We start from the raw sequence: 23,731 nt of genomic DNA on the forward strand, positions 1-23,731 counted from the left end.
GGAGTCGGGGCCGCCGAGGTCCCACCCCTTGCTCGACCTATCGATTTTCGATAGATTTCGATTGTGGGTCGATGGAGGGATGGGTCATGGGCAAGCTGACCGTGCGGGCGTTGCGCGTCGTGCTCGGGGTGGTGTTCGCCGGCACCGTGTTCGTGCAGGCGGGGATGGTGTGGGCGTTGGTCACGGGCGAGACGGAGGGGGGATCGCTGCCGCTGACCCCGATGCGCGTGATCGTGGCCCTGGGGATGGTGGCGGCCCAGGTGGCCCTGGTCTGCGTGTGGCGGCTGACGGCGATGGTGCGGCGCGGGACGGTGTTCTCCCACGCCGCGTTCCGGTACGTGGACGGCGTGATCGGCGCGATCACGGCTGTGGCCGTGCTGTGGTTCGCGGTCACGGCGGTCAACGCCCCCGGCCAGCGGGAGGATCCGGGCGTTACTGTGATCATGGGCGGGATCGGCTTGGCCATCCTGGGGGTCGCGCTCATCGTGCTGGTACTGCGGATGCTGCTCGCGCAGGCCGTCGCGCGCGACGGCGAGGCGGCACGGATGCGGGCCGAGTTGGACGAGGTGATCTGATGCCCATCACCGTCGACATCGACGTGATGCTGGCCAGGCGGAAGATGTCCGTGGGCGAACTCGCCGACCGGGTGGGGATCACGCCGGCCAACCTGGCGGTGCTGAAGAACGGCCGCGCCAAGGCGGTGCGCTTCGCGACGCTCGCCGCGCTCTGCGAGGCGCTCGAGTGCCAGCCGGGCGACCTGCTGCGCTGGGAGGCCGGGGACACCGCCGCGCAGGACGGCGCGGGGGGCGAAGCCGCCGGGTCCGGGCTGCCCGGGCAGCACCGGCAGGGCTGAACGGCCGCGGAGCCGTACCGGCGGTGCGTGGTGCCCCGGGCGATCGCGGGATGTGAGGGGCGTGTTCAGGGGCAGGTGCGTACGCCGTCCAGCCAGGCGGGGCCCTTGATGTAGATGTTGGTGATCCATGCCCGGTATTCGGGCAGGTAGGACCAGGCGTCGTTGGTGTAGCCCTCGGCGGTCACGGGTTCGGCGTGTTTCTGGCAGTCGACGCGCACCGTGGTGGGGCCGGGGAACTTGTGCACGCGCGGGCTGCCGGTGGAGGGCTCCTGGTGGGTCCACACGTCGGTGCCCCAGGTGCTGAACGTGCCGGGCGCCTGCGTCGGCGGCGCGATGCGGACCGCTCCGGCATAGTCGCCGCCGAGCCGTACGTCGGCGACGGTGATCCGGGTGCCCGATTCCCGGGCCTCGACCATCCTGCCCGCGCCCAGGTAGATCGCGATGTGGTGGATGGAGCCGCCCGAGCCCCAGGCCAGGAGGTCTCCCGGGAGGAGCGGGGCGGTCCCCTCGGCGGCGGTGAACCGCTGCCGCACCTGCGGTGCGTGGAACTGGTGGTAGGCGTTGCCGGGCAGGGGGTCGCCGCCGGCGGCGCGGGCGTAGGCGTAGCGGACCAGTCCCGAGCAGTCGAAGCCGAGCCGCTCGGGGTCGTGGGCGCTGTCCGGGTCGCTGGGGTCGACCTGGCCGTAGGTCGGGCCCGGCTGCGGCCCGTGGCCGCCGCCCCAGGTGTACCAGACGCCGATCTGTTCGCAGGCGGCCGCCACGGCCTGCTCCGCCGTGGTGGAGGCGCCGGCGGCGAGCACCCGGCACTCCCCCGCCGCCGCCCTGGGGGCAGCGGTGGCGCTGTGGGCGCCTTCCCCCGCGGCCAGGAGGGTGAGTGCCGCCACCGCCGCCACCGCTGTCGTGCGCATCGCCATGTCCGGTCCCCCGTTTCCGCCGCGCGGTCGTCCGGCCGCGGGCCGTCGTGCCCGTGGTGTCCTGTCCGGGCGCTTCCGAGACTGTCGCCCGCCTCCCCCGTGTGTCGAGCAGGCGCGGGTCGCCCGCTGCGAACGGGAAACGGGAAACTTCCGGGAAACCCCTTCCGGTCTGGGGTTTTGAGTGTCCGTCACCCGTGAGGGGCGGTGTCCTGGTCGGTCGGCTGGAACCCGGGCGCGGCACACCGCATCCCTTGGGGTGGCCGGGGGTCGGCCGGGGCGGTTGCCCTCGCGGGCCGGCCACGCCTTCGCCCCGACCCGACCTGCCCGAGCCTGACCGAACCGAACCGAACCGGAGAGTGCCGCCGATGAACCCTCAATCACCGCCGGGGCCCCTGGGCAGAGCGCTCCGCGTCGTGCGGAGATATCCGCGCCGTGCGCCGCTGACCCTCGCCTATGTCTGCCTGCTGCTGGCCGGCCACGCCTGGATCGGCCGGGTGTCCGACGAACGGGCGGCGGCCGTGCTGGGGTACCTCAGCACCAACCTGGACAACCTGCGCGACCATCCGCTGGCGGCGCTGGCCGGCAGCGCGCTGTTCTTCGACGGGACGCTCACCGATGTGGCCTCGACGGACTTCGTGGGCACCCTGATCACCCTGGGGCTGGGGGTGTGCTGCTTCCTGGCCTGGGCGGAATCGCGGTGGGGGAAGCGGCGTGCGGTGGCGGTGTTCCTCGGCGGGCATGTCGTGGCGACCCTGCTCACCGCTGCCGTCATCACCGTCGCGCTGCGGTACGGCTGGTATCCGGCGGCGGTGCGACAGTCCTTGGACTACGGGGTCAGTTACGGTGCGCAGACGGTGCTGGCGGTCGGCACGCTCGCCCTGCCCCGCCGGGGGCGCCTGCCCTGGGCGGCTTTCGTCCTCGCGTGGCCGCTCGGCGGTGCCGAGTGGTCCGGGCCGCTGCCGGACTTCACCACCGTCGGCCATCTCACGGCGGCAGTGATCGGCTTCGGGCTGCTGGCCGTCCCGGCCTTCCGGCGGCCGCGGGCCGGTGCCGCGGGACCGCCCCGCACCGTGGCGGACGGCGGGCCGCGGCCGGGTGCTCTCGCGCGGCCGGCGTCGCCGGCGGGCGGATCCGGGCAGCGTTCCTGACCGGCCGCTCCCCCTTTGCGGGTTCTCCCGGGGCGGGCTATTGGGGTGTGTCGGCAGGGGCGAAGTGCACGTCGTAGCGGTCCTGTTCGGGCAGGAGCGCGGCGAAGGTGTCCAGGCCGTGCCGGATGCGGCCCAGGGTGCGGAAGTAGTCGAAGCGGTCGACGGCCGGGGTCAGCAGGACGAGCAGGTCCGCCGTGGCTGCGGGAGAAGCGCCGAACGCGTGGACGTGGCCGGGCGGTATGCAGACGAGTCCGCCGGCGGCCACGGTCGTGGTGCGGTCGTCGAGGGTGAAGCGGGCGCTTCCGTCGAGTACGTAGAACACCTCGGTCGACCGTGCGTGGTGGTGGGCGGGGGCGCCGGTGGCGCCGCGGGGGAGGGTGAAGCGGTTGGCTCCCACCGCCGCGCCGGTGTCGGATGCGTCCGCGAGGAGGCGGAACCCCCCGCCGTGGGGGAAGTCGATCCGCTCGGCCTGCTCGGCGTGCACGATCAGGGGCTGTCGGGGGGCGTTCATCGGCGGTCTCTCCTGTGGTCTGCGGCGTGTCGTGGATGCGGTTCCATTCGATCCCGGGAAGCGGTCGTGATCCACCGGCTGTTGGAGAAGACAGAGATCACCGGTCGTGACGAATCGCTGCGGGAGGCGGACGGGTGGAACTGCGGCAGTTGAGGTATTTCGTGGCTGTTGCCGAGGAGGGCGGCTTCGGGCGGGCGGCGCAGCGGCTGGGGATCGTCCCGTCGGCCGTCAGCCAGCAGATCGGCCGGCTCGAACGCGGTTGGGGGGTGGTCCTGTTCGAGCGTACGACCCGGCGGGTGCGGCTCTCCTCGGCGGGCGAGCGGTTGCTCCCCGAGGCCCGTGCGGTTCTGGCGGCTGCCGAGCGCACGGTGCGGGTGGCCGCCGATGTCACCGCGGGTGCCGACGGTGTGCTGCGGCTGGGCGGTGTCCACGGCCCCCGGGACCGGCTGGGGCGTGTTCTGGCGCTCCTGTCCGCTGCCGCTCCCCGGCTTCAGGTGCGGCTGCGGAGGATGCCGGTCGGCGATCGGCTGGCCGCGGTACGTTCCGGGGAGCTCGACGCCGCCCTGGTGCGGGCGGTTCCTTCGGCGGCCGGCCTGGAGTTGCTGCCGCTGTGGAGCGACCCGCTGCATGTGGCCCTGCCCCAGGGCCATCCGCTGGCGGCCGAACGGGCTGTGGGGCTGGACCGTTTGGCGGGGCTCGCGCTGCGTCTGGCTCCGCGCGCGGAGAACCCGTACTTCCACGATCTGGTCGTCGACGCGTGCCGCAGGGCGGGGGGCGTGCCGCCCGCCGGGCCGCCCTTCGCCGGTCTGCAGGCCACGCTCGCGGCGATCGGCACGGCGCGCGAGGCGTCGTGGACCGTCTTCTACGAGGTCCAGGGGATGCCGTCGGTCCCGCGGGTGGTGGTGCGCCCGCTGGCCGGCCTGAGCGTGACGACGTCCCTGGCGGTCCGTCCCGGTCCGCCCGATCCGGCCCTGCGCCATCTCCTGGCGGCGCTGCACCGGGTGGAGGGCGCCGTCGGGCCGGCCGCGGGGGGTGTGCGCGGGTAGGCGGGGTGCGGGCGCTCTCGGGCACGTGCGCTGCCTTCGGCGCTGGCAGCCTGTGGCCTGTTGCCGGGCCGCCGTGGGCCGGCCGTGTGCCGGGCGACCGTGCGACCGCGTCCTGTCCCCCGCAAGGAGTCCGGGCGCCCGGTCGGGCGGGATGTCCGGCCTGAGGAGGAGGAGTTCTGTGTGTTCAGCGTAGTTTCGGGCGGGCGGGTGATGCGGCGTGTCGCCGGTCTCCTCGTGGCGCTCGCCCTGTCGGCCGGTGTGCTGGGCGCGGCCGCGCCCGCCGCCCATGCCGATCCGGACCGGCCGCTGACGGTCGTCGACTGGGACATCAGCGGTCTCGAGCACGGCGGCCAGGGGCACCACGACCGGTACTGGAACATGATCGACCAGGTGCACCGGATCAGCGGCCACGACTTCTACCAGGTGCTGGACGAGACCACGACGATGCCCGACCGGCTGATCCAGATCCGGGTGAGTCACGCCGGGCAGTACGTGGTGTCCCTCTACTACTGGGCCAACACCCTGTATCTGGCCGGGATCTACCAGCCCGGGCAGCCCGACGGCACCGGCAACCGGCACTACGTGTTCCCCGACGGCTATCCCGACGCGTTCGAGCGGGTCCTGGGGGTGCGGGCCCACCGCCTGCCCTGGAACGGGAGTTACGCCACCCTGCCCGGCGGTGGCGCCCGCGCGGAGCGGCGGCTCACCCCCCAGAACCTCCAGAACGCGCTGCTGACCCTGCGCAACACCCAGCAGCTCCTCACCACCGGGGCCGGCCGGCAGACCGTCGGTTCGTACCTGGTGGACGTCATCGGCGCGACCGCCGAGGCGGCGCGCTTCGGGTACGTCTTCGACGTGATCCGGCAGAACATCGCCCACCACGCGTCGACGCCGATCGGCCCGTTCGGTGCCGACCTCGAAACCAGCTGGGGCCAGTTGTCCGCCTGGGTGTACGCGCGGCTGCGCAACCCGGCCGGGAACGGTTTCACCATCGGTGCCCAGGGCTACAGCAGGTACTACCCGACGGTCGCCGCGCTTATCGCGAACCTGGGGTACATCCAGCTCAACGGGCACAAGCGGGGCGGCTGACACCGGCCGCCGCCCTGTGCGGCGGCGGCTCCGGGACGGGGGTGAAGGAGGCGCTCCAGTCCCGCGGTGACATCCCGTACCGCTGCCGGAAGACCCGGCTGAAGTGGTTGGGGCTGACGAAGCCCCAGCGGTGCGCGATGCGGGAGACGGTCTTCCCGCGTCCCGGTCGGGCCAGTTCCCGGGCGGCCTCTTCCAGGCGGCGCTCGCGGATCCAGGTGCCGACCGTCGTGGCGTCCTGTGCGAAGAGCCGGTGCAGGTAGCGGACGGACATGTGGTGTGCGGCGGCGATCGAGCGTGGGGAGAGGTCCGGGTCCGCCAGGTGCAGGCCGATGTGGGCGCGGACGCGTGCCATCAGGTCCGCGGTCTCCGCGGTGACGGGGCCTTGGCCGGTGGCGGGCCGGGCTGCCGGTCGGGTGCCGGCGGCGGCCCGTTCCGTGATGAGGGTGGCCAGCATGCCCGCGATGTGGCCGGCCATGCGGCCGCCGGTTTCGGCGCCCAGGTCCGGGGCCGCGTCGGCGAAGGCGGCCAGGGAGCGGGAGACGGCGGTGTCCAGGCCCGGGGCGGGCCGGACGGTGCTCCCCAGGACGGCCGTGAGGTCTGCCTGCGGGACGGCGAGCACGGCGCGCGGCAGCCGGAGCAGGTGCGTGCGGGAGGGCTCGGGAAACTCCACGGCGAGTTCGCCGCCCGAGGGCAGCAGGGCCATGTCGCCCGGTGCCAGGCGTATCCGCCTGCCGCCGCGGGAGAGCAGTGCGGTGCCCGAGGCTTGGACGGCCACGACGACGAACGGCCCGCCGCTTTCGCCGTGGGCGCCGTCGTGGTCCGTGCGGTGGGGTGTGGCTTCGAGGGTGCGTATCCGGAGGTATCCGCAGTCGCCGGTCGCGGTCTCGGCGGCGAACAGGCCCGGCTCCGCCGCCCTGTCCGCTGCCCGGCTCCTGCCCTTGCCCGTGGCCCTGTCCGCTGCCCGGGCGGGAGGGGCTTGGGGGCGCGGGGGTGTGGGGTGGGTGCGGGCCGGTTCGGTGCGGTGCGCTTGCATGCCCGGAGCGTGCCCGGGGAGGGCGGTGGTTCGGATCCTGGAAACCTCCCAGTCTCCGCCGCCCGTCCCCCGGTCCGGCGCGGCCGGTCGGGGGATGCCCGGAGCCGGTATGTTCAGTTCATGATCATGAGAGGCCGGGGTGCGGAGAGCGCTCTGGTGCACCGGCTGCTGGACGGCGGGCGCTCGGGTATGAGCGGTGTACTCGTCGTGCGCGGCGATGCCGGGATCGGCAAGACGGCCCTGCTGGACCATGCGGTCGGGTCGGCTTCGGGCCTGCAGGTCACGCGGGTCGCGGGCGTCGAGGCCGAGCAGGAGCTCGGTTTCGCGGCCGTGCACCGCGTCCTGCTGCCGTTCCTCGGTGCCCGGAACCGGCTGCCCGGGCCCCAGCGCGCCGCGCTCGAGACGGCGTTCGCGATGGTGGACGGGACCGCGCCCGACCGGTTCCTGGTGGGGCTCGCCGTTCTCACCCTCCTCGCGGAGTCCGCCCGCGAAAGGCCGCTGCTGCTCGTGTGCGACGACGCCCAGTGGCTGGACCGGGAGTCGCTCGACGTCCTGGCGTTCGTGGGACGCAGGCTCCACGCCGACGGCATCGTCGCCCTCTTCGCGCTGCGCGACGACACGGCGGCGCCGCCGGCGCTGGACGGCCTTCCCGAACTCCGGCTCGGCCGGCTGCCGCAGGCCGATGCGCTGGCGCTGCTCATGGACCACGCCGGCGGCGGGATCGACCAGGTCGTGGCCGAGCGGATCATCGCCGAGGCGGCGGGCAATCCGCTCGCCCTGCGGGAACTGGCCCAGGGGCCTCATGTCGTGGAGGCGGGGTTCGCCGGGCCGCCGGCTCTCGGGCGGCGCCTGGAGGCCCGGTTCCTGCGGCGGGTTGAGGGCCTGCCGGTGCTGACCCGGACGGTGCTGTTGGCGGCGGCCGCCGACGCGACCGGCGATCGGGACGTGCTGCGGCGGGCGGTCCGGCACCTTTCGGGGGCCGGCAACGACGACCTGGCCGAGGCCTTCGACCAGGCCGAGCGGGAGGAGTTGTTGACGGCCCGGCCCGCTCCCGGTGCGTCCTCGTTCCGTCATCCGCTGATCCGCTCGGCCGTGTACGGGGGCGCGTCGCGGGCCGCGCGTCGTTCCGTGCACGCCGCGCTCGCCGCCGTGACCGACGCGTGCGCCGAACCCGAACGGCACGCCTGGCATGCGGCGGCCGCCGCGGACGGCCCCGATGAGCAGGTCGCCTCCGCGTTGCACGGCTGTGCCGAGCGGGCCGGGAACACCGGCGGCTACCTGGCCCGGGCCGCGTTCTTGCAGCGGGCCGCGGATCTCACCGACGATCCGGTCCGGCGGGCCACGTGGCTGCTTGAGGCCTGTGCGGCGGCCCTCATGGCCGGTGCCCCGCGTCGGGCCGAGGAGCTCCTCTCCCGGCTGCCGGCACCGGGACCGGCGGTGCCCGTGCTGGGCGCCCATGCCGGCCGGCTGGGCGGGCTGGCCCGCCTGATGCTGGGCGGAAAGGGGGCTGTCGGGCTCCTCCTGGATGCCGCCCCGGTGCTCTTCGAGCACGACCCGGCGTCCGGCCGTGACACGCTGCTGGAGGCCTTCGACGCCTCGATGGTCGCTGCCGGCCCCGGTGGCGGTGCCGGTGGTGGTGGCGGTGCCGGTGGTGGCGGTGCCGATGGTGGTGGCGGTGCCCTGCGGGTGGCCCGTGCCGCGCTCGGTGTCGCCGGCCGCGGGGACGCGGCGCCCGGTGCGGACGCGTGCGTCGCCGACCTGCTCCTGGACGGTCACGCCCGGCTGGTCGCCGTCGGCTACCGCGCGGGCGTGCCGTCGCTGCGGGCGGCCCTCGCGGCGATGACCCGGCCCGGCGCGGAAGAGGGCGGAGCGGTCCGCTGGAGCCTGCTGGGGATGGTCGCCGCCGTCGAGTTGTGGGACATCGACGCCCTGGGGGAATGCGGGCGGCGGTACGCCGATGCCGCGCGCGGCCACGGGGCGCTGCGCATGCTCCAGATCAGCGCACACGCCAACGCGACCTCGGAGGTGTTCCGCGGCAACCTGGTCGGTGCGCAGGCGCACTTCGCGGAGTTCAAGGACATCGCGGACGCGACCGGGGCCGATCCGCGGTTGTCCCACCCCACCGATGTGATGCTGCACGCCTGGCGCGGGGACGAGGCGGCGACTCTGTCGGCGGTCGCGGCGCAGCGGGAGCTGTGTCCCGAGGCGCCCGGCGGGATCCAGGCGCAACTGGCCCGTGCGGCACTGGTCGTGCTCGGGCTGGGCGGGCGCCGCTACCCGCAGGCCCAGGCCGCGGCCCAGGCGGTTCTCGACGATCCGCCGCCGCACTGCGCCGGGCTCGGCCTTCCCGGCCTGGTCGAGGCCGCCGTCCGCAACGGCGATCCGGGCGTGGCCTCGCGGGCGTTGGAGCTGCTGGCCGAGCGGGCCACGGCCAGCGGCACCCCGTGGGCGCTGGGGCTGCTGGCCCGAAGCCGCGCCCTGGTCGCGCCGGGACCGGCGGCGGAGGAGCTGTTCCGGGAGGCGTCCGCGCATCTGGAGCCGACGCCGCTGCTGACCGAGAAGGCGCACACGGACCTCCTGCACGGGGAGTGGCTGCGTCGGCAGCGCCGCAGGCACGACGCCCGGGTGCTGCTGCGGCGCGCCCACGAGCGGTTCGCCTCGATGGGGGCGGCCGCCTTCGCCGAGCGGGCCCGTCTGGAGCTGCGGGCCACGGGCGAGCAGGCGCGCGGGCGGGACGCGGGGGCGGGGCGGCAGCTGACCCCGCAGGAGTCCCGGGTCGCGCGGTTGGCGGCTCGCGGTGCTACCAATCAGGAGATCGCGACGGACTTGTTCCTCAGCGCGAGCACGGTGGAGTACCACCTCGGCAAGGTCTTCCGGAAGCTCGGCGTCTCCTCGCGCCGGCAGCTGGCGGGGTCGCTGCCCCGGGGGTAGCGGCGGGCCCGCGGGGGTGGCCGGTGCCGGGGGGTGGCTGTGTCGCCGGCCGGTGGCACAAGGGCTGGTCGGGGCGGGTGAATCGTCATCTAAGATTCAAGCTGGCCGCGGGGCCGGGGCTCGTCGCTGTGTGCGGCGACCGCGGAAGGGCCAGGCCGGCCGGTCGATGAGAGCGGCCCGCGTCAGGGGTTCCGGTGCGGTCCGGACGGGGACCGTCTGACGCTGATCACGAAGCTCCCGGGGAATCGCGTGCCGTCGGCGTGCGTCTCAGTGGTGTGAGATGCCCAGCCCGCACGCCCACGCACAGGAGACCGCCGGGGAGAAGTGAGGTATGGCAGTGATCTGCGTCGGAGGCATGATCGGGATCGGCAAGACGAGTGTGGCCGAACTCCTCGCCAAGGAACTGGGCAGCGACGTCTTCTACGAGAGCGTCGAGGACAATCCGATCCTTCCGCTCTTCTACACGGCGAGCCCCGAGGAGATCCAGGCGAGGCGCTACCCCTTCCTGCTCCAGCTCTACTTCCTGCAGACCCGGTTCGCCTCGATCAAGGAGGCGTACAAGCAGGGCGACAACGTCCTGGACCGGTCCATCTACGAGGACTGGTACTTCGCCAAGGTCAACCACGACCTGGGCCGGATCAGCTCCCTGGAGATGCGGGTGTACGAGGGCCTGCTGGGCGAGATGATGCGCGAGATCGACGGCCTGCCGTACCGCAAGGCGCCCGACCTGATGGTCTACCTGAAGGCGGACTTCGAGACGGTGCTGCACCGGATCGGCCTGCGGGGCCGTGACTTCGAACAGGACGAGGGCCTCGTCGAGTACTACCGCACCCTGTGGTCGGGCTACGACGACTGGGTGAACCTGCACTACTCGGCCAGCGAGGTTCTCGTCGTCGACATGAACCGCACGGACGTCGTGCACAACCCCGACGACGCCGCCCGCGTGGTCCGGGAGGTCAAGGACGCCCTGGCCGCGGTCCGGCAGAACGCCGCGGCCGGTCTCTGACCCGCGGGCCGGTGGTCTCCCCCGTGCGGGGGAGACGGCCGCGACCTGCGGACGATGCCCGGACACCTGGCGGGTGGCGACGATCAGGACTCGTCCCGTCAGATTCAGATTCCGGAACCGGAGCTCACCATGCCGAAGTGGACCCTGCGCGTCATCGCCGTCCTCGCCGTCGCCGCCGCGATCGCCGCCCCCGCGGCGGTGGCCGCGCCCGAGCCGGCGCCCGCCGCAGCGGCGGCCCCCGTGGCCGCACGGGAGGCATCCGCGGCCGCGCCGGTGGGCTCCGCCGCCGCGCCGGAGACCGGGCTCGCCTCCGCCGGGCGCGAGACGACGCCGTCGGACCACGCCGTCTCCCTCTGAGCGACGCCCGGGGGCGGCGCCGTACCGGGGGCGGGGGTCCTCGTCGTCGTACCCGTGCGGTGTGCCCGTGCGGTGTACCCGGTGCCGAGCCGGGAGGGGGCGGGTGCGCTGCCGGCCCCCGGTAGGCGGCGGGCTTGCGTGCCCGCGTTCACCCCGTCGGGGCAATGGCCGGTGGTTCACGCGGCGGAAGGTGGTCTACTGCGGCTCGACCAGCGCAAACCGGCGTGAGCAGGAGGCAGTATGAGCGGCGTGGACCTGGATTTCGAACCGCCCGCGGAAGCGGGTGGGAGCGGCACGTTCCCGATGCGGGCGGGGGCCCTGCGCAGGAACGGCCATGTGCTCGTCGACGGCGTTGTCTGCAGGCTCACCGACGTCTCGATCTCGAAGCCCGGCCAGCACGGTCCGACCGAGGTGCATCTCGCGGGGGTCGACGTGTTCACCGGTGAGAAGCACGAGGACGTGCACCCCTCCTCCCGCGACGTGGAGGTGCCGGTGGTGGTCTGCACCGAGTACGTGCTGGCCGGTGTCGACGGCGGTCGCCTCCGCTTGGTGGACGTGTCCACGGGAGAGGCCGGGGAAGACGTCGCGCTGCCGGAGGGAGCCCTCGGCCGGGCCGTCGAGGGCGACTTCACCGCCGGCAAGGACGTCCGGGTCACCGTGACCCGCGCGCTGGGCCGGGCAGCGGTCACCGGCCACCGCGCGCGGTAGGCCCGGCGGCCGTGACCCGCGCACGGCGCCGTCCGCGCGGCTGGGACCTCCCGGCCGGACACACGCAAGACGCCCGGCCGGGAGGTCCCGGCCGGGCGTCTTCGATGTGCGTGGGCTGCCCGCTGGCGGCTTAGTACCAGTGGTGGGTCTGCCAGAAGTTCCAGGCGCCGACGGGGCTGCCGTAGCGCTCGTTCATGTAGTTCAGGCCCCACTTGATCTGGGTGGCCGGGTTGGTCTTCCAGTCGGCGCCCGCGGAGGCCATCTTCGAGGCCGGCAGGGCCTGGACCAGGCCGTACGCGCCGGAGGAGGCGTTGGTGGCGGTGTGGTTCCAGCCGCTCTCGCGGGAAACGATGTTGTTGAAGGCCGCGAACTGCGCCGGGTCCTTGATCATCTGCTGGGCGATCGCCTTGGCGCTCGTCGGGGCCGCCTGGGCGGGAACCGCGGCGAGCATGGAACCGGCGACACCGAGGGCGACGACGGTGCCCGCGAGGGCCTTCTTGGAGGCGGCGATGCGGCGGATGACGGAGTGGGACACGGAGATACCTTCCACAGGGGACAAGGGCGGTCGCGGCATGCCTGGGGCATGCGTGAGCCACTCACGCGGTGGAGAGGGGTTCGTCGGCGGCGGGTGAGGACCCGTGCCGCCCGGCGACTCATCCAGTTCTACAGACGCCCCGACCCCCTGGCAACGACCGCCATTACTAGGGGGCTTCGCAGTCAGGGACCGGCGGACCGGTGCCGGGCGGGGCGGGGTGGGCGCAGGTGGGAGCCGGATGAGGGGGGTTACGGGAGGGGTGCGGGGTCTACTATCGCGGTTCGTGTGTGACGTGAGTCCTATGGGGCGGGTCACCCCCGGGACGCCCGGACCTCACCGTCTGTCACTGGATGTACCCCTTTGAGAAACCGAGCAAATGTCCGTATTGCGCTGGATTCAAAGGAAATGAACAGTTTTGGGCTGTCCTTCTGTCCGACGCGGTCCGGCACGTGGAGTCGGGAGCACGCCCACGGAGGGCCCGGGTCTGGACCCGCCGGGGGTCGAGGTCGCCGGGGCGAGCCGCCCGCGATCGCCCGGAAGACCACGCCGCGGACCGCGGCGGACCGCGGCGGACCGCGGGAGGGCAGGCCGTGCGCGAGGTGCGGCGCGGGTTCGCGGCGGGCGGGGCGGCCGGCGGTAGGGTGCGGGCCGTGTCCGATCAGCAGCGTGAGCAGCAGCGGCGTGATCTCGCCGGCTACGGGGCCGAGCCGCCGCGCGCGGCGTGGCCCGGGGGCGCCCGTGTCGCCGTCAGCCTCGTACTGAACTACGAGGAGGGCGGGGAGCAGAACGTCCTGGAGGGCGACCGCACCTCGGAGGGGTACCTCCACGAAGTCGTAGGCGCGCCGCCCGTGACCGGCGGGCGCGACCTGAACGTGGAGTCGATGTTCGCCTACGGCTCGCGCGCCGGCTTCTGGCGCATCCACCGCACACTGGCGGCGCACCGTGCGCCACTGACCGTGTACGCCGTGGGACAGGCCCTGGAACGCAACCCCGACGCGGCGCGCGCGATGGGGGCGGCGGGCTGGGAGGTGGCGGGCCACGGCTGGCGCTGGATCGACTACCGGCACGTGCCCGAGAACGTCGAGCGGGACGACATCGCACGCACGGCCGAGGCGATCGGGCGGCTCGTCGGGCGCCGGCCGGTGGGCTGGTACACCGGCCGGACCAGCGCGAACACACGGCGCCTGGTCGCCGGGGAGGGCGGCTTCCTCTACGACAGCGACGACTACTCGGACGACCTGCCGTTCTATGTGGAGGCGGGCGGCCGGCGCCCGCACCTGGTGGTGCCGTACAGCCTCGACGCAAACGACTTCAAGTTCCTGATCGTCCACGGCTTCACCACCGCGGACGACATGCTCGCCTACCTGGTCGACACCTTCGAGACGCTCCGCGCCGAGGGCGCGGACCGGCCGCGGATGATGAGCGTCGGCATGCACTGCCGAATCATCGGGCGGCCCGGGCGAATCCGCGCGCTCGACGGGTTCTTGAAACACGTCGCGCAGCGGGGCGGGGCGTGGATGGCCACGCGGGAGGAGATCGCACGGCACTGGCTGGCCACGCACCCGCCCGCCGACTGACTGCACACCGTGCACGCACGGCGTGCAGGACGCAGGACGCAGGACGCAGGACGCCTCTAGGATGCCGGGCGGGCGGGGGCGTAGCGCAGAGGTCGTCGCGCGCGGTCTCCAAAACCGTGAGGACGCCGGTTCGAATCCGGTCGGCCCCGTCCGCTCCGCCCCTCGGCCACCTCGCGACCGTCCCCACGTCACCCTTCGGCCGCCGGCAGGGACCGGCGACCGAAGGGTGACGTGGGGACCGGTTCGCGCCGAACATTCCCGGCCCTGCCGGTCGCCCCGCAGGGCCTGCGCCTGCGGGGCCTGCGCCTGCGGGTCTACGCGGGGGTCTGGACCTTGTCGGGGTTGTCCTTGCCCACGACCACCGGGTCCGGCTTGGTGTCCGGCTTGGGGGTCGGGGCGGGCTTGTCGGGCTGGTGCTCGCAGTAGACCTTGCCCTGGTAGAACTTGCAGCCCGGCATGTTCTCCACGTCGCGGACCTTGTCCTTCTTGCCGTGACGCTTCTGGTTCTTCTCGCCCTTGTCGCGCTTGTCGTGCTTATCGCGCTTGTCGTGGTTCTGACCCTTCTCCCACGCCTCCTTCTTGCCGCTGTTCTCGTGACCGCTCTTCGCGTGGGCAGCGGCCGAGGTCGCGCCGGTCGCGGCCGGGGCGGCGAAAGCGCTGGTGGGGACCAGTGCGCCCCCTCCGACGATCGCGGCCGAGACGGCGTACAGGGCGAAGCGCTGCTTTCGGGAGGTGGTGCGGAACATGAGGACGACTCCAGATGAGAGGTGGGGGGAGGGTCGGATCCAGAGAACTCGGTGCGAAATGTCTGGTTTGTTCTCTTATGGAAAAGGCTGGCTGTCTGACTTCATGGAGCTGTCCGCCGACTGTCACAGGCGCGTGACAGGCCGCGCGGCTCCTGGCGCCTGGCATCTGCGGCGCCCCTGCGGCTGCCCTGGTACGGGGGCCGGGACAGCAGGACCGGTGGGCGCGGGGCGTGGCACGGGGCCGAAGTCGGGCCGGGAGGCGTCGCTGCCTGCCCGGCTCCTCCCGCAGGAGTCGGTGGACGCGGGCCGGGAGCGCGGTGGATCGGCCCCGGCCCAGGGTCCGCGGCCGGGCGGTCAGCCGGCCAGGGGGACGGCGATGTCGCAGGCCGGGTCGGCCGGGCCGATCCCGGACCAGTCCGCGAAGTAGACCTCGCGGGGCGCAGCCGCCGTGGTGCGGGCCTCGCGCTGCGCCCAGGCGTAGACCGCGTCGTAGGCGGAGAGGATCTGCGGGTAGGCCGTCTGCGCCTTGGTGAGGCGGGTGTAGGCCTGGGTGTGGGCCGGTTCGGTGCGGGAGGCCGCCGGGAGCAGGCCGGCGCGGGCCGGGTCCACCGGCACGCAGAGCTCGACGGGGCCGTCGCTGTCCTCATTGACCTCCCCGTGGTAGATGACGAACGGGTGGCCGAAGAAGCCACCGTGCGCGTGTGCCACCTGAGCCAGTCGGCCCAGGGCCGCGGGGATCCAGTCGGGCAGCTCTTCCGGGGTGATGTGCCGCTGTTCCGTGAGGACCAGCTGCTGCGGCACCTCACGCTCCTTGATCTCGTACATGTCCGTACTCCCTTCGCCTCCGAGCAGGTGGATACGGAGGTGCGCCGCCAGCTCGCGCTGTGCCGCGTGGCGGCGCTCGACGCCGTCCCAGTACTCGGCCACCAGCCGGGCCGCCTCCGGGGCGGGGGCGGCCAGGACCGCGCCGACGTCGGCCAGCGGCATGTCCAGCCCGCGCAGCCGCACGATCAGCCGGGCGGCGGCGAGCCGGCTCTCCCGGTAGTACCGGTATCCGGTGACGGCGTCGACGTGGTCGGGCGGCAGCAGGCCGTGGCGGTCGTACAGCCGCAGGGCCTTGTGCGACAGCCGCGCCCGGCGGGCGAACGCGCCGATGCTGAGCAGTGCTTCTTCCTCCATGGCCGCTACGCTCCCCTCTCCCCCAGGGTCAGGGTCAACCGGGCGGGCTCAGCAGTCACCGGGGTCGCCCAGCAGGGGTGCGCCGACAGTAGCGGGCGGCGGCGTGCGCGACGGCGAGCAGGCCCCGGGCGGCGCGGGGCGGCGGCCCGGGACGAGTTGAGGCGGCCGGCGAGGGGGTTCCGGCGGGCTTCGCGGCCCATCGGGGGCAGTCCGCCGGAGGCCTCCAGTCCGAGGAGGGGAACCGCACCCCCCTTTCTCTCCCCTTCTCTCACCTCCTCTCCCCCTTTTTCCCTCCTTCTCCCCCGTCCTGTCCCGCGTCTTCTCCTCCGTCAGGGTCCGGTCCGCGCCGCGGCTCCGGTGTTCCGCGACGGCATGGGCGCGTCCGTCCGCCGCGGCCGCGCCGAGGAACTCGGCCTGGACACCCGCCTCGCCGGGGCGGCGGTCTGCTGCGGGACATCGGCCAGCCCGTCGTCCGGCTTGCCGTCCTGCGCATCACCCTCGAGGTGGAGGTGCGTGTCACTCCGCCCGAGGAGGAAGGGGGCGAACGGCCCAACGGGAGCCACGAGGTCGGCGTGATCGAGCCGATCGGCTTCCGCCGGGCCGTCCGGCTCCCGAACTTGCGGGCTTGCGGGCTTGCGGTGCCGCTCCTGCCGCGCTGGCCGCCCTCCGTGCGGCGGGGGCCGTCCCCGCCTTGGCCTCTGTCGCCGACGACCGCCATCGGGGAACACCCGGCGCAGCCACGGGCGGTCGGGCGGTCAGGCGGTGCGGCGCGGGCGCATGGGACGGCGCGGGCGGCGGCGGACAGCAGGGGCCTCCGGGGCAGCCTGCGGTGAGGAGAACCCGCCTGCCACGGGCAGGGGGGACGCAGCCGGTGCGGTGGCCGGAGTGGGGACTGCGGCCGCGGGCGGGGCCTGGCGGGCCGGCGGTCGGGCACTGCCGAGGATGGCGGTGTGCGCGATGAGCGGCGCGCAGGACTGGCAGATCTCGGCGAGCGTCCAGACCTGTCCCACGGCCGGGTTGTGGACCAGGACCAGGAGGGCGGAGCCGGTGCACTGGGTGCGGGCCTCGTGGAAGGCGCACTGCGCGGCCCGGCAGGCGCACGCGGCGTTGGGCCGGACGGTCGCCAACCGGGCGTGGGCCCGGACGTGCTCGGCGGCGAACCGTTTCAGGGCCGCGGTGTCCTTCGAACGGGGCGGCATCCGGCAGGCTTCGGTGCTGCAGGTGACGGAGGCGCTGTGATCGGCGTGGCCGGTGAGCCGGACCGTCCAGGTCCGGCCGGGCACGCGGGATCCGGGCATGAGGGTCAAGTCGGGGTCCGATCGTCGTGTTTCAGGTGGGTCGGTCGCGGCCGGTCGCACCGACGTGGCGCCGATCGCGGCGGGGTGGACCCCGCGGACTGTCGTCCCGGGCGGCGTCTGCGGTGGCGGCGCCGGGCAGCGGAGAAACGGACATCGCGCGGCCTCGGACCTGGGGTCTTCGGCCTTTTTCGCACGTCCCGCAGGTCCTGTCAATGGCGCGTACCCGTCCGGCCGTCCGCCGGACAGGGGCAGGAAGGGGAGGGGAAGGGACGGGGACCGGACGGGACAGGACAAGTGGGCCCGGGGTCCGCCCGGGACGCGCCCGGGAGGCCTGTCGGCCGTGGCGGGTGCGGGCGATTCGGGCGGCGGAGCGGGCGGGCGAAAACTCCCGGGAAGTCAGCACGCCCACGGAACGGGCCGGCGGGGCGCCGGCGCCGGCTCCGTGGCCGCCTGCGGGCAGCGCTCCGACTGCCTCGTCTGCCGTTCCTGGGCACCGTCTGCGGCGCACAATTCCCCCGGCGGGTGCGGACGATGGTCCTGTCCTGAACCGGGCCTGCGCCCCGCGCCCGTACGCGGAGGTGTACGGGCAACACGGCCGTCTGCGGGTTCGGCGAAGACGCTGGAGGCGACCCCGGCCATCACCGCGAGCGGACACCGGCGCGGGCCGCGAGGTCCGTCGTCCCGACCGGAGCGCGGCGCTGCGGGCGGCAGGCTCTACCCCGATCCGGTGCCGGCGACGACCGGGCCCCGCCCCCCTCTACGGGACGCCGCGGCCCCCGCCCGGGGCGCTGGAGATCGGCCGGCTGCCGGTCTTCGCCGCCGAGGCGCACTGATTGCGACCACAGCGTGTGGGGCAGCGCTCTCGCCTCCGGCCGCCTCGCGACTGCGGCGCTGCCCGCAAGGGCGTCGCCCGCACCGGACGAGCTCTCGGAACCGGTCGGCAGGCGCAGCACGGGTTCCGGGGCCGACGAGACACGCATTGTGGTCCCCTCAGTGATCTCCGCGTAGCACCCGGCACCGCGTCGAGTACCCGAACCGGACAGGCGGACTGGCGGTGTGGGCGGGAGGGGAAGCGGGCGAGGTACGGCCCCCGTCGCAGCCATGAGGGCCAGGACCGCACCCCGCACCAGGCACCTACCCGACACCGCCCGGCCGACACCCGCCGGCGCGGGCGGTGCCTGAGCCCGCGCCGCACATACGGCGACTCCTCGCAGAGGTTGCCTCTGCGAGGAGTCGCACTCGACCACCGGCCGCTGGTCTGCTGGTCAGCCCTGGGTTCCGCCCTGGGTGTTGCCGTTACCGCCACCCTGGGTTCCGCCCTGGGTGTTGCCGTTACCGCCACCCTGGGTTCCACCCTGAGTGTTCCCGGTGCCACCACCCTGGGTTCCACCCTGCGTGTTCCCGGTGCCACCACCCTGCGTACCACCCTGCGTGTTCCCGGTGCCACCACCCTGCGTACCACCCTGAGTGTTCCCGGTGCCACCACCCTGCGTACCACCCTGAGTGTTCCCGGTGCCACCACCCTGCGTACCACCCTGAGTGTTCCCGGTGCCACCACCCTGCGTACCACCCTGAGTGTTCCCGGTGCCACCACCCTGCGTACCACCCTGAGTGTTGCCATTGCCGCCACCCTGGGTTCCACCCTGAGTGTTCCCGGTGCCGCCACCCTGGGTTCCACCCTGAGTGTTCCCGGTGCCACCACCCTGCGTACCGCCCTGAGTGTTGCCATTGCCGCCACCCTGGGTTCCACCCTGAGTGTTGCCATTACCGGCGCCCTGCGTACCACCCTGGGTGTTGCCATTACCGATCTGGGTGCCACCAATGGTGTTGTTCGAACCGCCGATGATCGTGTTGTTGACGATGTTCGTTACGTTGTTGGTCACCTGGTTCACCACGGAGGGCGCCAGCCCGAGCTTCTTCGCTTCCGAAGCCGCTGCCTTTCGACCGATGGCGGCTGCCTGCGCCTTGGAGGCTCCGCCTCGCGCTGCCTGCTGGGCTGCGGCTGTGCCTCGTGCTGTTGCCACTGCGATGTCGGCCTTCGTGGAGGCGGATCCGGTCGGGGTGCATCGGACCGTGCCTACGGAGACCGGACCGCTGCCGGTGATTTCGACCCGGATGTCGCCCTTCGGTCCGGTGGCGGCGCGGGCGATGGTCTTCCCGTTGCGCTTGACGTCGTAGGTCTGCTTGAGGGCGAAGCCCTTGCCGCGGATCTCGCCGTTCTTCAGGCTGCACACCGCCGCCGCCGGGGCTGCGGTCGAAAGTGCGGAAGCCTGGGAAGCGAATGTCACTCCCCGCCGTTCCGGCGAGTATCGCGGTGACACAGGACAGACCGGCAATGTTGGCGACGCGCTTCTTCCTCGACATTTAAATCTCCTTTGAATGGTCGACCCGGATTCCGAGTTTTTCTGCGAGCCGGGGATTCGGCTTGCCAGGTGCCTCGGTTCCGTTTACTGGCCGATCGGTTTATCTGTCTCCAGATTGCCGTTTTCGGGCGCGGGGAGAAAGCGACGGAGATTCGGGGCTTGACAATCTCGTATGAGGGTGGGTGGTCGTGTGGCGCCTGGCGGTGGGGGCTGGTGGCCCATGGTGTGCCTGGGGGCAGCTGCGGGGTGGACCGGGCCGCGCTCGGCGGTGCTTCCTCGCCCGTCGGGCTGGGTTTCGGGGCCTGGTACGGGTTCAGCCGTTGCCCGCCCCGACGTGGGTCGGGGCGGGCAACGGCTGAAGGGGACGGCACCACCTCGCAGAGAGAGCCTCTGCGAGGTGGTGCGTCTTTCGGCTGGCTTGGTCAGCCCTGCGTACCGCCCTGGGTGTTCCCATTACCGCCACCCTGCGTACCGCCCTGGGTGTTCCCATTACCGCCACCCTGCGTACCGCCCTGGGTGTTCCCATTACCGCCACCCTGCGTACCGCCCTGGGTGTTCCCATTACCGCCACCCTGCGTACCGCCCTGGGTGTTCCCATTACCGCCACCCTGCGTACCGCCCTGGGTGTTCCCATTACCGCCACCCTGCGTACCGCCCTGGGTGTTCCCATTACCGCCACCCTGCGTACCGCCCTGGGTGTTCCCATTACCGCCACCCTGCGTACCGCCCTGGGTGTTCCCATTACCGCCACCCTGCGTACCGCCCTGGGTGTTCCCATTACCGCCACCCTGCGTACCGCCCTGGGTGTTCCCATTACCGCCACCCTGCGTACCGCCCTGGGTGTTCCCATTACCGCCACCCTGCGTACCGCCCTGGGTGTTCCCATTACCGCCACCCTGCGTACCGCCCTGGGTGTTCCCATTGCCGCCACCCTGCGTACCGCCCTGGGTGTTCCCATTGCCGCCACCCTGCGTACCGCCCTGGGTGTTCCCGTTACCGCCACCCTGCGTACCGCCCTGGGTGTTCCCGTTACCGCCACCCTGCGTACCGCCCTGGGTGTTCCCGTTACCGCCACCCTGCGTACCGCCCTGGGTGTTGCCGCCCTTGTTGCGCTTCTTCTTCTTGCCGTGGTGGTTGCCGTCGTGCTTCTTGTGGTCGTGCTTGCTGTGGCTGACGACGCTTTCCACCGATGTGGTGGGGGCCGCCATCGCGGAGGTCGAGGGGATGAGGATCCCGCCGGCGATGGCGGCGGCCGCCACGGCGGTCGCGAGGCGGAAACCTCGGCGCTTGCGGCGGGGCTGGGACGTCTCGAACTTACGGTTCATGGTTTTCTCCTGATCGGAATTGGGCCCTGAAAGGGCCCGTCATTTCGCGGCCTCCGCGATGTGGGGTTGCTTCCATCGCGTCCACGGCCTCTCCGGCTTTCCGACTTTCTGGCTTTCCGGTGGGGCCGCGTAACCAGTAAGCCCATTCACTGTGGCGGCGGTCATGTTCCGATAATTCGGGGCTTGACGTTTTCTCGCATGCGGGTTATTTGGAGAGCTTGGGGGATCCGGCCGACGGGTGTGGCCGTCCGGGGTGGCGCGAAAAACGATCATCGGGGGCGTTGTCGGGGAGGGTGATCCCTATGCTGACGGGATGCTCGACATACCTCTTTCAGCGTTGGAAGTCGCGATGGTGCAGACGGGCACCCGGCGCCGTGGACACCCTGCGGGACACCGCGGCTTTCGCTCAGGAGGTGGAGCGGCTGGGTTATCGCCGTCTGTGGTACGCGGAGCATCACCACTCCCCCGCGATCGGCGCGTTCCCGCCGGTCGTGCTGACGGCGCACGCGGCTGCCTCGACCTCGGTGATCCGTCTCGGTTCGGGCGGGGTGCTGGCCCCCAACCACGCGCCGATCATGCTGGCGGAACAGTTTGGGACGCTGGCCGCCTTGCATGAGGACCGTATCGATCTGGGTGTCGGGCGTGGTCCGGGCACGTTCGACGAGGGTGTCGCGCGGGCGCTTCGCCGTGGGGCGGGGCCGGCGTCGGACGCGGAGTACCGCGACGACGTGGCCGCGATCTTGTCGTTCCTGGTGGAGGAGGTCGCGCTCGGGCCGCTGCCGGAGCCGTGGCTGCTGGCTTCCAGTGTCGCGGGGGCCTCTCTCGCCGCGGCGCTCGGTCTGCCGGTGGCGATCGCGCATCACATTCGCCCGGACAACACCCTTACGGCCGTGGAGGGTTACCGGGCGGCGTTCACCCCGTCGCGCTGGTGCGAGCGGCCCCGGGTGCTGCTGTGTGTGGAGACGGTGTGTGCGCCGACGCAGGAGGAGGCGGTGTGGCGGGCGGGTCCGATGAACGTCGTCAAGGCCGGGCTGTTGAAGGGGCTGAGCCGAGGTGCCGTTCCCCACGCCGGCGCAGGCGGCGGTCCATCCGTTCACCGAGCAGGAGCGGCAGGCGCTGGACGGTTTCCGTGCGCAGCAGGCGGTCGGGGCGCCGGGGGTGGTGGTGGAGCGGCTCGCGCACCTGGCGGGTGAGACCGGGCGGACGAGTTGATGCTGACCACGCCTGTCTACGACCTGCGTGACCGGGTCGGTTCGTATGAGTTGGTCAGGAAGTACTGGGGGGCGACGGCGCCGTAGGGCGTGTCGGCGGGGCGGGGGTGGCGGGGTGTTTTCTCGTACGCCTGGACCGTTTCCGTAGGCGTGTGCGAAGGAGTGGCGGGGGTGGCTGTTACAGGGCCGTGCACCCGTTCGGCGTAGGGGTGTGGGTCGTGGCGGGTGCCGGGGCTTGGGCGGTGGGGGGGCTGCTGCGCAGGCGTGTCACGGCGGGTGGCGAGCTGTCGTGTTCGGGGCGTCAATCGGGGCTTGACGGTTGCCCGATACAAGGGAGGGTTACGGACATATCCGGATTGGGAAACGGGGGTCGGGCGGGCGGTGTCCGGGGGGCGCCGGGGGCCAGAGTGTGACTCCTCGGCCAGCGCCGGGATTTGTTTCAGGCCAGACCGGCAGCACCCGTATGCGTATTCGTGTCCGTGTGTGCTGGTGCCGGTCGGGGCCGTTCGTCGACGTCGAAGGGGTTCTTCCTCCATGTCCGCTTCCCCGCCATCCGCCGTGTCCTCGCCGTTGTCCTGGCGGCCGGCACCCTTGCCGGAGCCGCCGCCGTGCCCGCCGCGGCGGACGACCACCGCCGCGACCACCACGGCCGTCACTCCGCCCTCGTCATCGGCGACGTCAGCCACGACAACCCGGTTTCGGGGCGACCGTTCCAACCGCGCCCTGAACCGTGAATGGGTCGAGATCAGGAACACCGGCCGGAGCGGCGTCAAACCTCCGCGGCTACACCCTCACCGACCAGCAGGGCAACCGCTACCGCTTCCCCGACTTCCGTCTGGAGGGCCGCTCCGCCGTCAAGGTCCACACCGGACGGGGCCGCGACAGCCGCCACGACCTCTACCAGGGCCGCACCCGCCAGATCTGGGACGACCGCGACACCGCCACTCTGCGCGACCACCGCGGCGGTGTCGTCGACACCGAGTCCTGGGCCGTCGCGGGCACCAGCACCGCGGCTGATCCCGGTCGGCGGTCGCCCCGACGGGGACGGTGACCGCCGGGCCGCCCGGGGGCGGGGTGTCACGGCCGGGCGGGCCGTGGCACCCGCAGTCGTGCGCAGGTGGGTGGGTGCGGGTGCATTCGGGTGGCGGCGTGCCGTGTCGGGCTGGTGGCGGGGGGCGGTTGGCGATGCTGGGCCGGGCGCGGCCCGGCGGGCGGCGCGTTCTCCCCCTGTCCCACGATGTGTAGGAGTACTGCATGACGGCGGACGCGGTCGGGCGTTTCCTGGCGGCTTTGGAGCCGCTGCGGCGGGAGGCCGTGGCGGGCAAGGCCGCGCGAGGAGCAGGAGCGGCTGGCGGCCGCGTGGGAGGAGGAGCTGGGTTTCGGACGACGAGCTCGACACCCTCGACGAGTTGTCGCCGCCGGCGGCGGAGGCCGAGGCGGCCCGCCGGGTGATGGACCGCGAGGCCTGACCCGGCCACCGGGGCGGGTCTCGCGGCGAGGTGCGGGCCGGTCCCGGGCGGGCGGGCCTGCTGCCGGACCCGCTCGTGGTGCGCGGCAGGGGCAGGGGGCGCCGGCGGTGTCTTGGAGGGGCTGTGTGGGCCGGACGGCGGGAGGAGTCCGCGGTGGGGGTGGTCTGCCCTCCGGGCCCGGCCGGTGTGCGTCGAGCGGGCCGGGCGGGGGCTGGTGTGTGTGGTGGGGGGGGTCAGCGGCGGTGGATTCGGTCGATGCCGTACCAGCGGGAGACACAGGCCGGCGACCAGTCCCGGCTGTAGGCGGTGGTGAAGAAGGGTTCGGCGAGGCTGGCGATGGGCAGCGGGCGGTAGCCGATGTCCGTGGCGCCTTGTGCCGCGGCGGTGCGGATGCGGGCGTTCTGGGCGTCCCAGGCGATGAGCGGGCCACCG

Annotated in this window: 20 protein-coding genes, 1 tRNA gene and 2 pseudogenes; 13 read left to right on the forward strand and 10 right to left on the reverse strand. The window is 73.0% G+C overall.

Annotated elements, in window-relative coordinates:
* The first annotated feature begins 86 nt into the window (after nucleotides 1-86).
* Both AW27_RS34110 and AW27_RS34115 read left to right on the forward strand, forming a co-directional pair.
* Nucleotides 87-575 (forward strand): DUF2975 domain-containing protein, encoded by a 489-nt coding sequence (locus AW27_RS34110; RefSeq protein ID WP_037930383.1) that lies wholly within the window; start codon nucleotides 87-89, stop codon nucleotides 573-575.
* Nucleotides 575-853 (forward strand): helix-turn-helix domain-containing protein, encoded by a 279-nt coding sequence (locus tag AW27_RS34115; RefSeq protein ID WP_037930385.1) that lies wholly within the window; start codon nucleotides 575-577, stop codon nucleotides 851-853. The genes AW27_RS34110 and AW27_RS34115 overlap by 1 nt, the downstream gene beginning before the upstream one ends.
* Nucleotides 854-918: 65 nt before the next feature.
* On the opposite strand, the gene AW27_RS34120 is transcribed toward AW27_RS34115, so the two are convergent.
* A complete protein-coding gene (locus tag AW27_RS34120) occupies nucleotides 919-1,767 on the reverse strand; it encodes a C40 family peptidase (RefSeq protein WP_037930393.1) in 849 nt (282 codons plus the stop codon).
* 413 nt (nucleotides 1,768-2,180) lie between these two features.
* Between AW27_RS34120 and AW27_RS34125 the strand changes: the two genes are divergently transcribed.
* Nucleotides 2,181-2,915, forward strand: coding sequence for a rhomboid-like protein (locus tag AW27_RS34125; RefSeq protein ID WP_201773423.1), 735 nt, complete (start codon nucleotides 2,181-2,183; stop codon nucleotides 2,913-2,915).
* 37 nt (nucleotides 2,916-2,952) lie between these two features.
* Here AW27_RS34125 and AW27_RS34130 read toward each other — a convergent pair whose 3' ends face one another.
* Nucleotides 2,953-3,426, reverse strand: coding sequence for a cupin domain-containing protein (locus tag AW27_RS34130; protein ID WP_037930396.1), 474 nt, complete (start codon nucleotides 3,424-3,426; stop codon nucleotides 2,953-2,955).
* Between the two features lie 134 nt (nucleotides 3,427-3,560).
* Between AW27_RS34130 and AW27_RS34135 the strand changes: the two genes are divergently transcribed.
* A complete protein-coding gene (locus AW27_RS34135; RefSeq protein WP_037930399.1) occupies nucleotides 3,561-4,472 on the forward strand; it encodes a LysR family transcriptional regulator in 912 nt (303 codons plus the stop codon).
* Between the two features lie 180 nt (nucleotides 4,473-4,652).
* Nucleotides 4,653-5,561: a ribosome-inactivating family protein gene (locus AW27_RS34140; RefSeq protein ID WP_157840329.1), complete on the forward strand. Its 909-nt coding sequence runs from the start codon at nucleotides 4,653-4,655 to the stop codon at nucleotides 5,559-5,561.
* On the opposite strand, the gene AW27_RS34145 is transcribed toward AW27_RS34140, so the two are convergent.
* Nucleotides 5,536-6,594 carry a helix-turn-helix domain-containing protein gene (locus AW27_RS34145; RefSeq protein WP_052031373.1) on the reverse strand — a complete coding sequence of 353 codons (1,059 nt, stop codon included), beginning with the start codon at nucleotides 6,592-6,594 and terminating at the stop codon, nucleotides 5,536-5,538. The two genes, AW27_RS34140 and AW27_RS34145, sit on opposite strands and share 26 nt — an antisense overlap.
* A gap of 120 nt (nucleotides 6,595-6,714) precedes the next feature.
* On the opposite strand from AW27_RS34145, the gene AW27_RS34150 reads away from it, so the two are divergent.
* The 4 genes from AW27_RS34150 to eif5A all read left to right on the forward strand — a co-directional run bounded on the left by AW27_RS34150 (nucleotide 6,715) and on the right by eif5A (nucleotide 11,596).
* On the forward strand, nucleotides 6,715-9,525 hold the full coding sequence (locus tag AW27_RS34150; protein ID WP_037930403.1) for a helix-turn-helix transcriptional regulator: 2,811 nt from the start codon (nucleotides 6,715-6,717) through the stop codon (nucleotides 9,523-9,525).
* Nucleotides 9,526-9,856: 331 nt separating this feature from the next.
* On the forward strand, nucleotides 9,857-10,531 hold the full coding sequence (locus tag AW27_RS34155) for a deoxynucleoside kinase (protein WP_037930406.1): 675 nt from the start codon (nucleotides 9,857-9,859) through the stop codon (nucleotides 10,529-10,531).
* A gap of 129 nt (nucleotides 10,532-10,660) precedes the next feature.
* On the forward strand, nucleotides 10,661-10,888 hold the full coding sequence (locus AW27_RS34160; RefSeq protein ID WP_201773424.1) for a hypothetical protein: 228 nt from the start codon (nucleotides 10,661-10,663) through the stop codon (nucleotides 10,886-10,888).
* Nucleotides 10,889-11,128: 240 nt separating this feature from the next.
* Nucleotides 11,129-11,596: a translation initiation factor IF-5A gene (gene eif5A / locus AW27_RS34165; RefSeq protein WP_037930413.1), complete on the forward strand. Its 468-nt coding sequence runs from the start codon at nucleotides 11,129-11,131 to the stop codon at nucleotides 11,594-11,596.
* A gap of 130 nt (nucleotides 11,597-11,726) precedes the next feature.
* Here eif5A and AW27_RS34170 read toward each other — a convergent pair whose 3' ends face one another.
* On the reverse strand, nucleotides 11,727-12,131 hold the full coding sequence (locus AW27_RS34170; RefSeq protein WP_037930416.1) for an aggregation-promoting factor C-terminal-like domain-containing protein: 405 nt from the start codon (nucleotides 12,129-12,131) through the stop codon (nucleotides 11,727-11,729).
* Between the two features lie 650 nt (nucleotides 12,132-12,781).
* Between AW27_RS34170 and puuE the strand changes: the two genes are divergently transcribed.
* Together puuE and AW27_RS34180 are read left to right on the forward strand one after the other, a co-directional pair.
* The gene (puuE, locus tag AW27_RS34175; protein WP_037930510.1) at nucleotides 12,782-13,708 is read left to right on the forward strand and encodes an allantoinase PuuE; all 927 of its coding nucleotides are present in this window, start codon (nucleotides 12,782-12,784) and stop codon (nucleotides 13,706-13,708) included.
* Between the two features lie 74 nt (nucleotides 13,709-13,782).
* Nucleotides 13,783-13,857, forward strand: a tRNA-Trp gene (locus AW27_RS34180).
* A gap of 165 nt (nucleotides 13,858-14,022) precedes the next feature.
* Here AW27_RS34180 and AW27_RS34185 read toward each other — a convergent pair.
* The 5 genes from AW27_RS34185 to AW27_RS34205 all read right to left on the reverse strand — a co-directional run bounded on the left by AW27_RS34185 (nucleotide 14,023) and on the right by AW27_RS34205 (nucleotide 20,619).
* Entirely contained in the window at nucleotides 14,023-14,454 is a 432-nt protein-coding gene (locus AW27_RS34185) for a hypothetical protein (protein ID WP_037930419.1), read from the reverse strand.
* A 354-nt stretch (nucleotides 14,455-14,808) separates the two neighbouring features.
* The gene (locus AW27_RS34190) at nucleotides 14,809-15,633 is read right to left on the reverse strand and encodes a MerR family transcriptional regulator (protein WP_037930422.1); all 825 of its coding nucleotides are present in this window, start codon (nucleotides 15,631-15,633) and stop codon (nucleotides 14,809-14,811) included.
* A 755-nt stretch (nucleotides 15,634-16,388) separates the two neighbouring features.
* On the reverse strand, nucleotides 16,389-16,931 hold the full coding sequence (locus tag AW27_RS34195) for a hypothetical protein (protein WP_037930428.1): 543 nt from the start codon (nucleotides 16,929-16,931) through the stop codon (nucleotides 16,389-16,391).
* 1,265 nt (nucleotides 16,932-18,196) lie between these two features.
* Nucleotides 18,197-19,219 carry a hypothetical protein gene (locus AW27_RS34200; RefSeq protein WP_304949976.1) on the reverse strand — a complete coding sequence of 341 codons (1,023 nt, stop codon included), beginning with the start codon at nucleotides 19,217-19,219 and terminating at the stop codon, nucleotides 18,197-18,199.
* 497 nt (nucleotides 19,220-19,716) lie between these two features.
* Nucleotides 19,717-20,619, reverse strand: a complete 903-nt coding sequence (locus tag AW27_RS34205; protein WP_304949977.1) for a hypothetical protein — start codon at nucleotides 20,617-20,619, stop codon at nucleotides 19,717-19,719.
* A 313-nt stretch (nucleotides 20,620-20,932) separates the two neighbouring features.
* On the opposite strand from AW27_RS34205, the pseudogene AW27_RS34210 reads away from it, so the two are divergent.
* Nucleotides 20,933-21,917, forward strand: a pseudogene (locus tag AW27_RS34210) (MsnO8 family LLM class oxidoreductase).
* Between the two features lie 643 nt (nucleotides 21,918-22,560).
* Nucleotides 22,561-22,881, forward strand: a complete 321-nt coding sequence (locus tag AW27_RS34215; protein WP_304949978.1) for a lamin tail domain-containing protein — start codon at nucleotides 22,561-22,563, stop codon at nucleotides 22,879-22,881.
* A gap of 651 nt (nucleotides 22,882-23,532) precedes the next feature.
* On the opposite strand, the pseudogene AW27_RS34220 reads toward AW27_RS34215, so the two are convergent.
* Nucleotides 23,533-23,731: pseudogene (locus AW27_RS34220) on the reverse strand (hypothetical protein); the annotation flags it as partial.

Source organism: Streptomyces sp. PCS3-D2 (assembly GCF_000612545.2).
Classification (GTDB): domain Bacteria; phylum Actinomycetota; class Actinomycetes; order Streptomycetales; family Streptomycetaceae; genus Streptomyces.

Coding starts and splice junctions, on each gene's coding strand:
- AW27_RS34110 (WP_037930383.1), top strand. CDS start 87: ATGGGCAAGCTGACCGTGCGGGCGTTGCGCGTCGTGCTCGGGGTGGTG.
- AW27_RS34115 (WP_037930385.1), top strand. CDS start 575: ATGCCCATCACCGTCGACATCGACGTGATGCTGGCCAGGCGGAAGATG.
- AW27_RS34120 (WP_037930393.1), bottom strand. CDS start 1,767: ATGGCGATGCGCACGACAGCGGTGGCGGCGGTGGCGGCACTCACCCTC.
- AW27_RS34130 (WP_037930396.1), bottom strand. CDS start 3,426: ATGAACGCCCCCCGACAGCCCCTGATCGTGCACGCCGAGCAGGCCGAG.
- AW27_RS34145 (WP_052031373.1), bottom strand. CDS start 6,594: ATGCAAGCGCACCGCACCGAACCGGCCCGCACCCACCCCACACCCCCG.
- AW27_RS34150 (WP_037930403.1), top strand. CDS start 6,715: ATGATCATGAGAGGCCGGGGTGCGGAGAGCGCTCTGGTGCACCGGCTG.
- AW27_RS34155 (WP_037930406.1), top strand. CDS start 9,857: ATGGCAGTGATCTGCGTCGGAGGCATGATCGGGATCGGCAAGACGAGT.
- AW27_RS34160 (WP_201773424.1), top strand. CDS start 10,661: ATGCCGAAGTGGACCCTGCGCGTCATCGCCGTCCTCGCCGTCGCCGCC.
- eif5A (WP_037930413.1), top strand. CDS start 11,129: ATGAGCGGCGTGGACCTGGATTTCGAACCGCCCGCGGAAGCGGGTGGG.
- AW27_RS34185 (WP_037930419.1), bottom strand. CDS start 14,454: ATGTTCCGCACCACCTCCCGAAAGCAGCGCTTCGCCCTGTACGCCGTC.
- AW27_RS34190 (WP_037930422.1), bottom strand. CDS start 15,633: ATGGAGGAAGAAGCACTGCTCAGCATCGGCGCGTTCGCCCGCCGGGCG.
- AW27_RS34195 (WP_037930428.1), bottom strand. CDS start 16,931: ATGCCCGGATCCCGCGTGCCCGGCCGGACCTGGACGGTCCGGCTCACC.
- AW27_RS34205 (WP_304949977.1), bottom strand. CDS start 20,619: ATGAACCGTAAGTTCGAGACGTCCCAGCCCCGCCGCAAGCGCCGAGGT.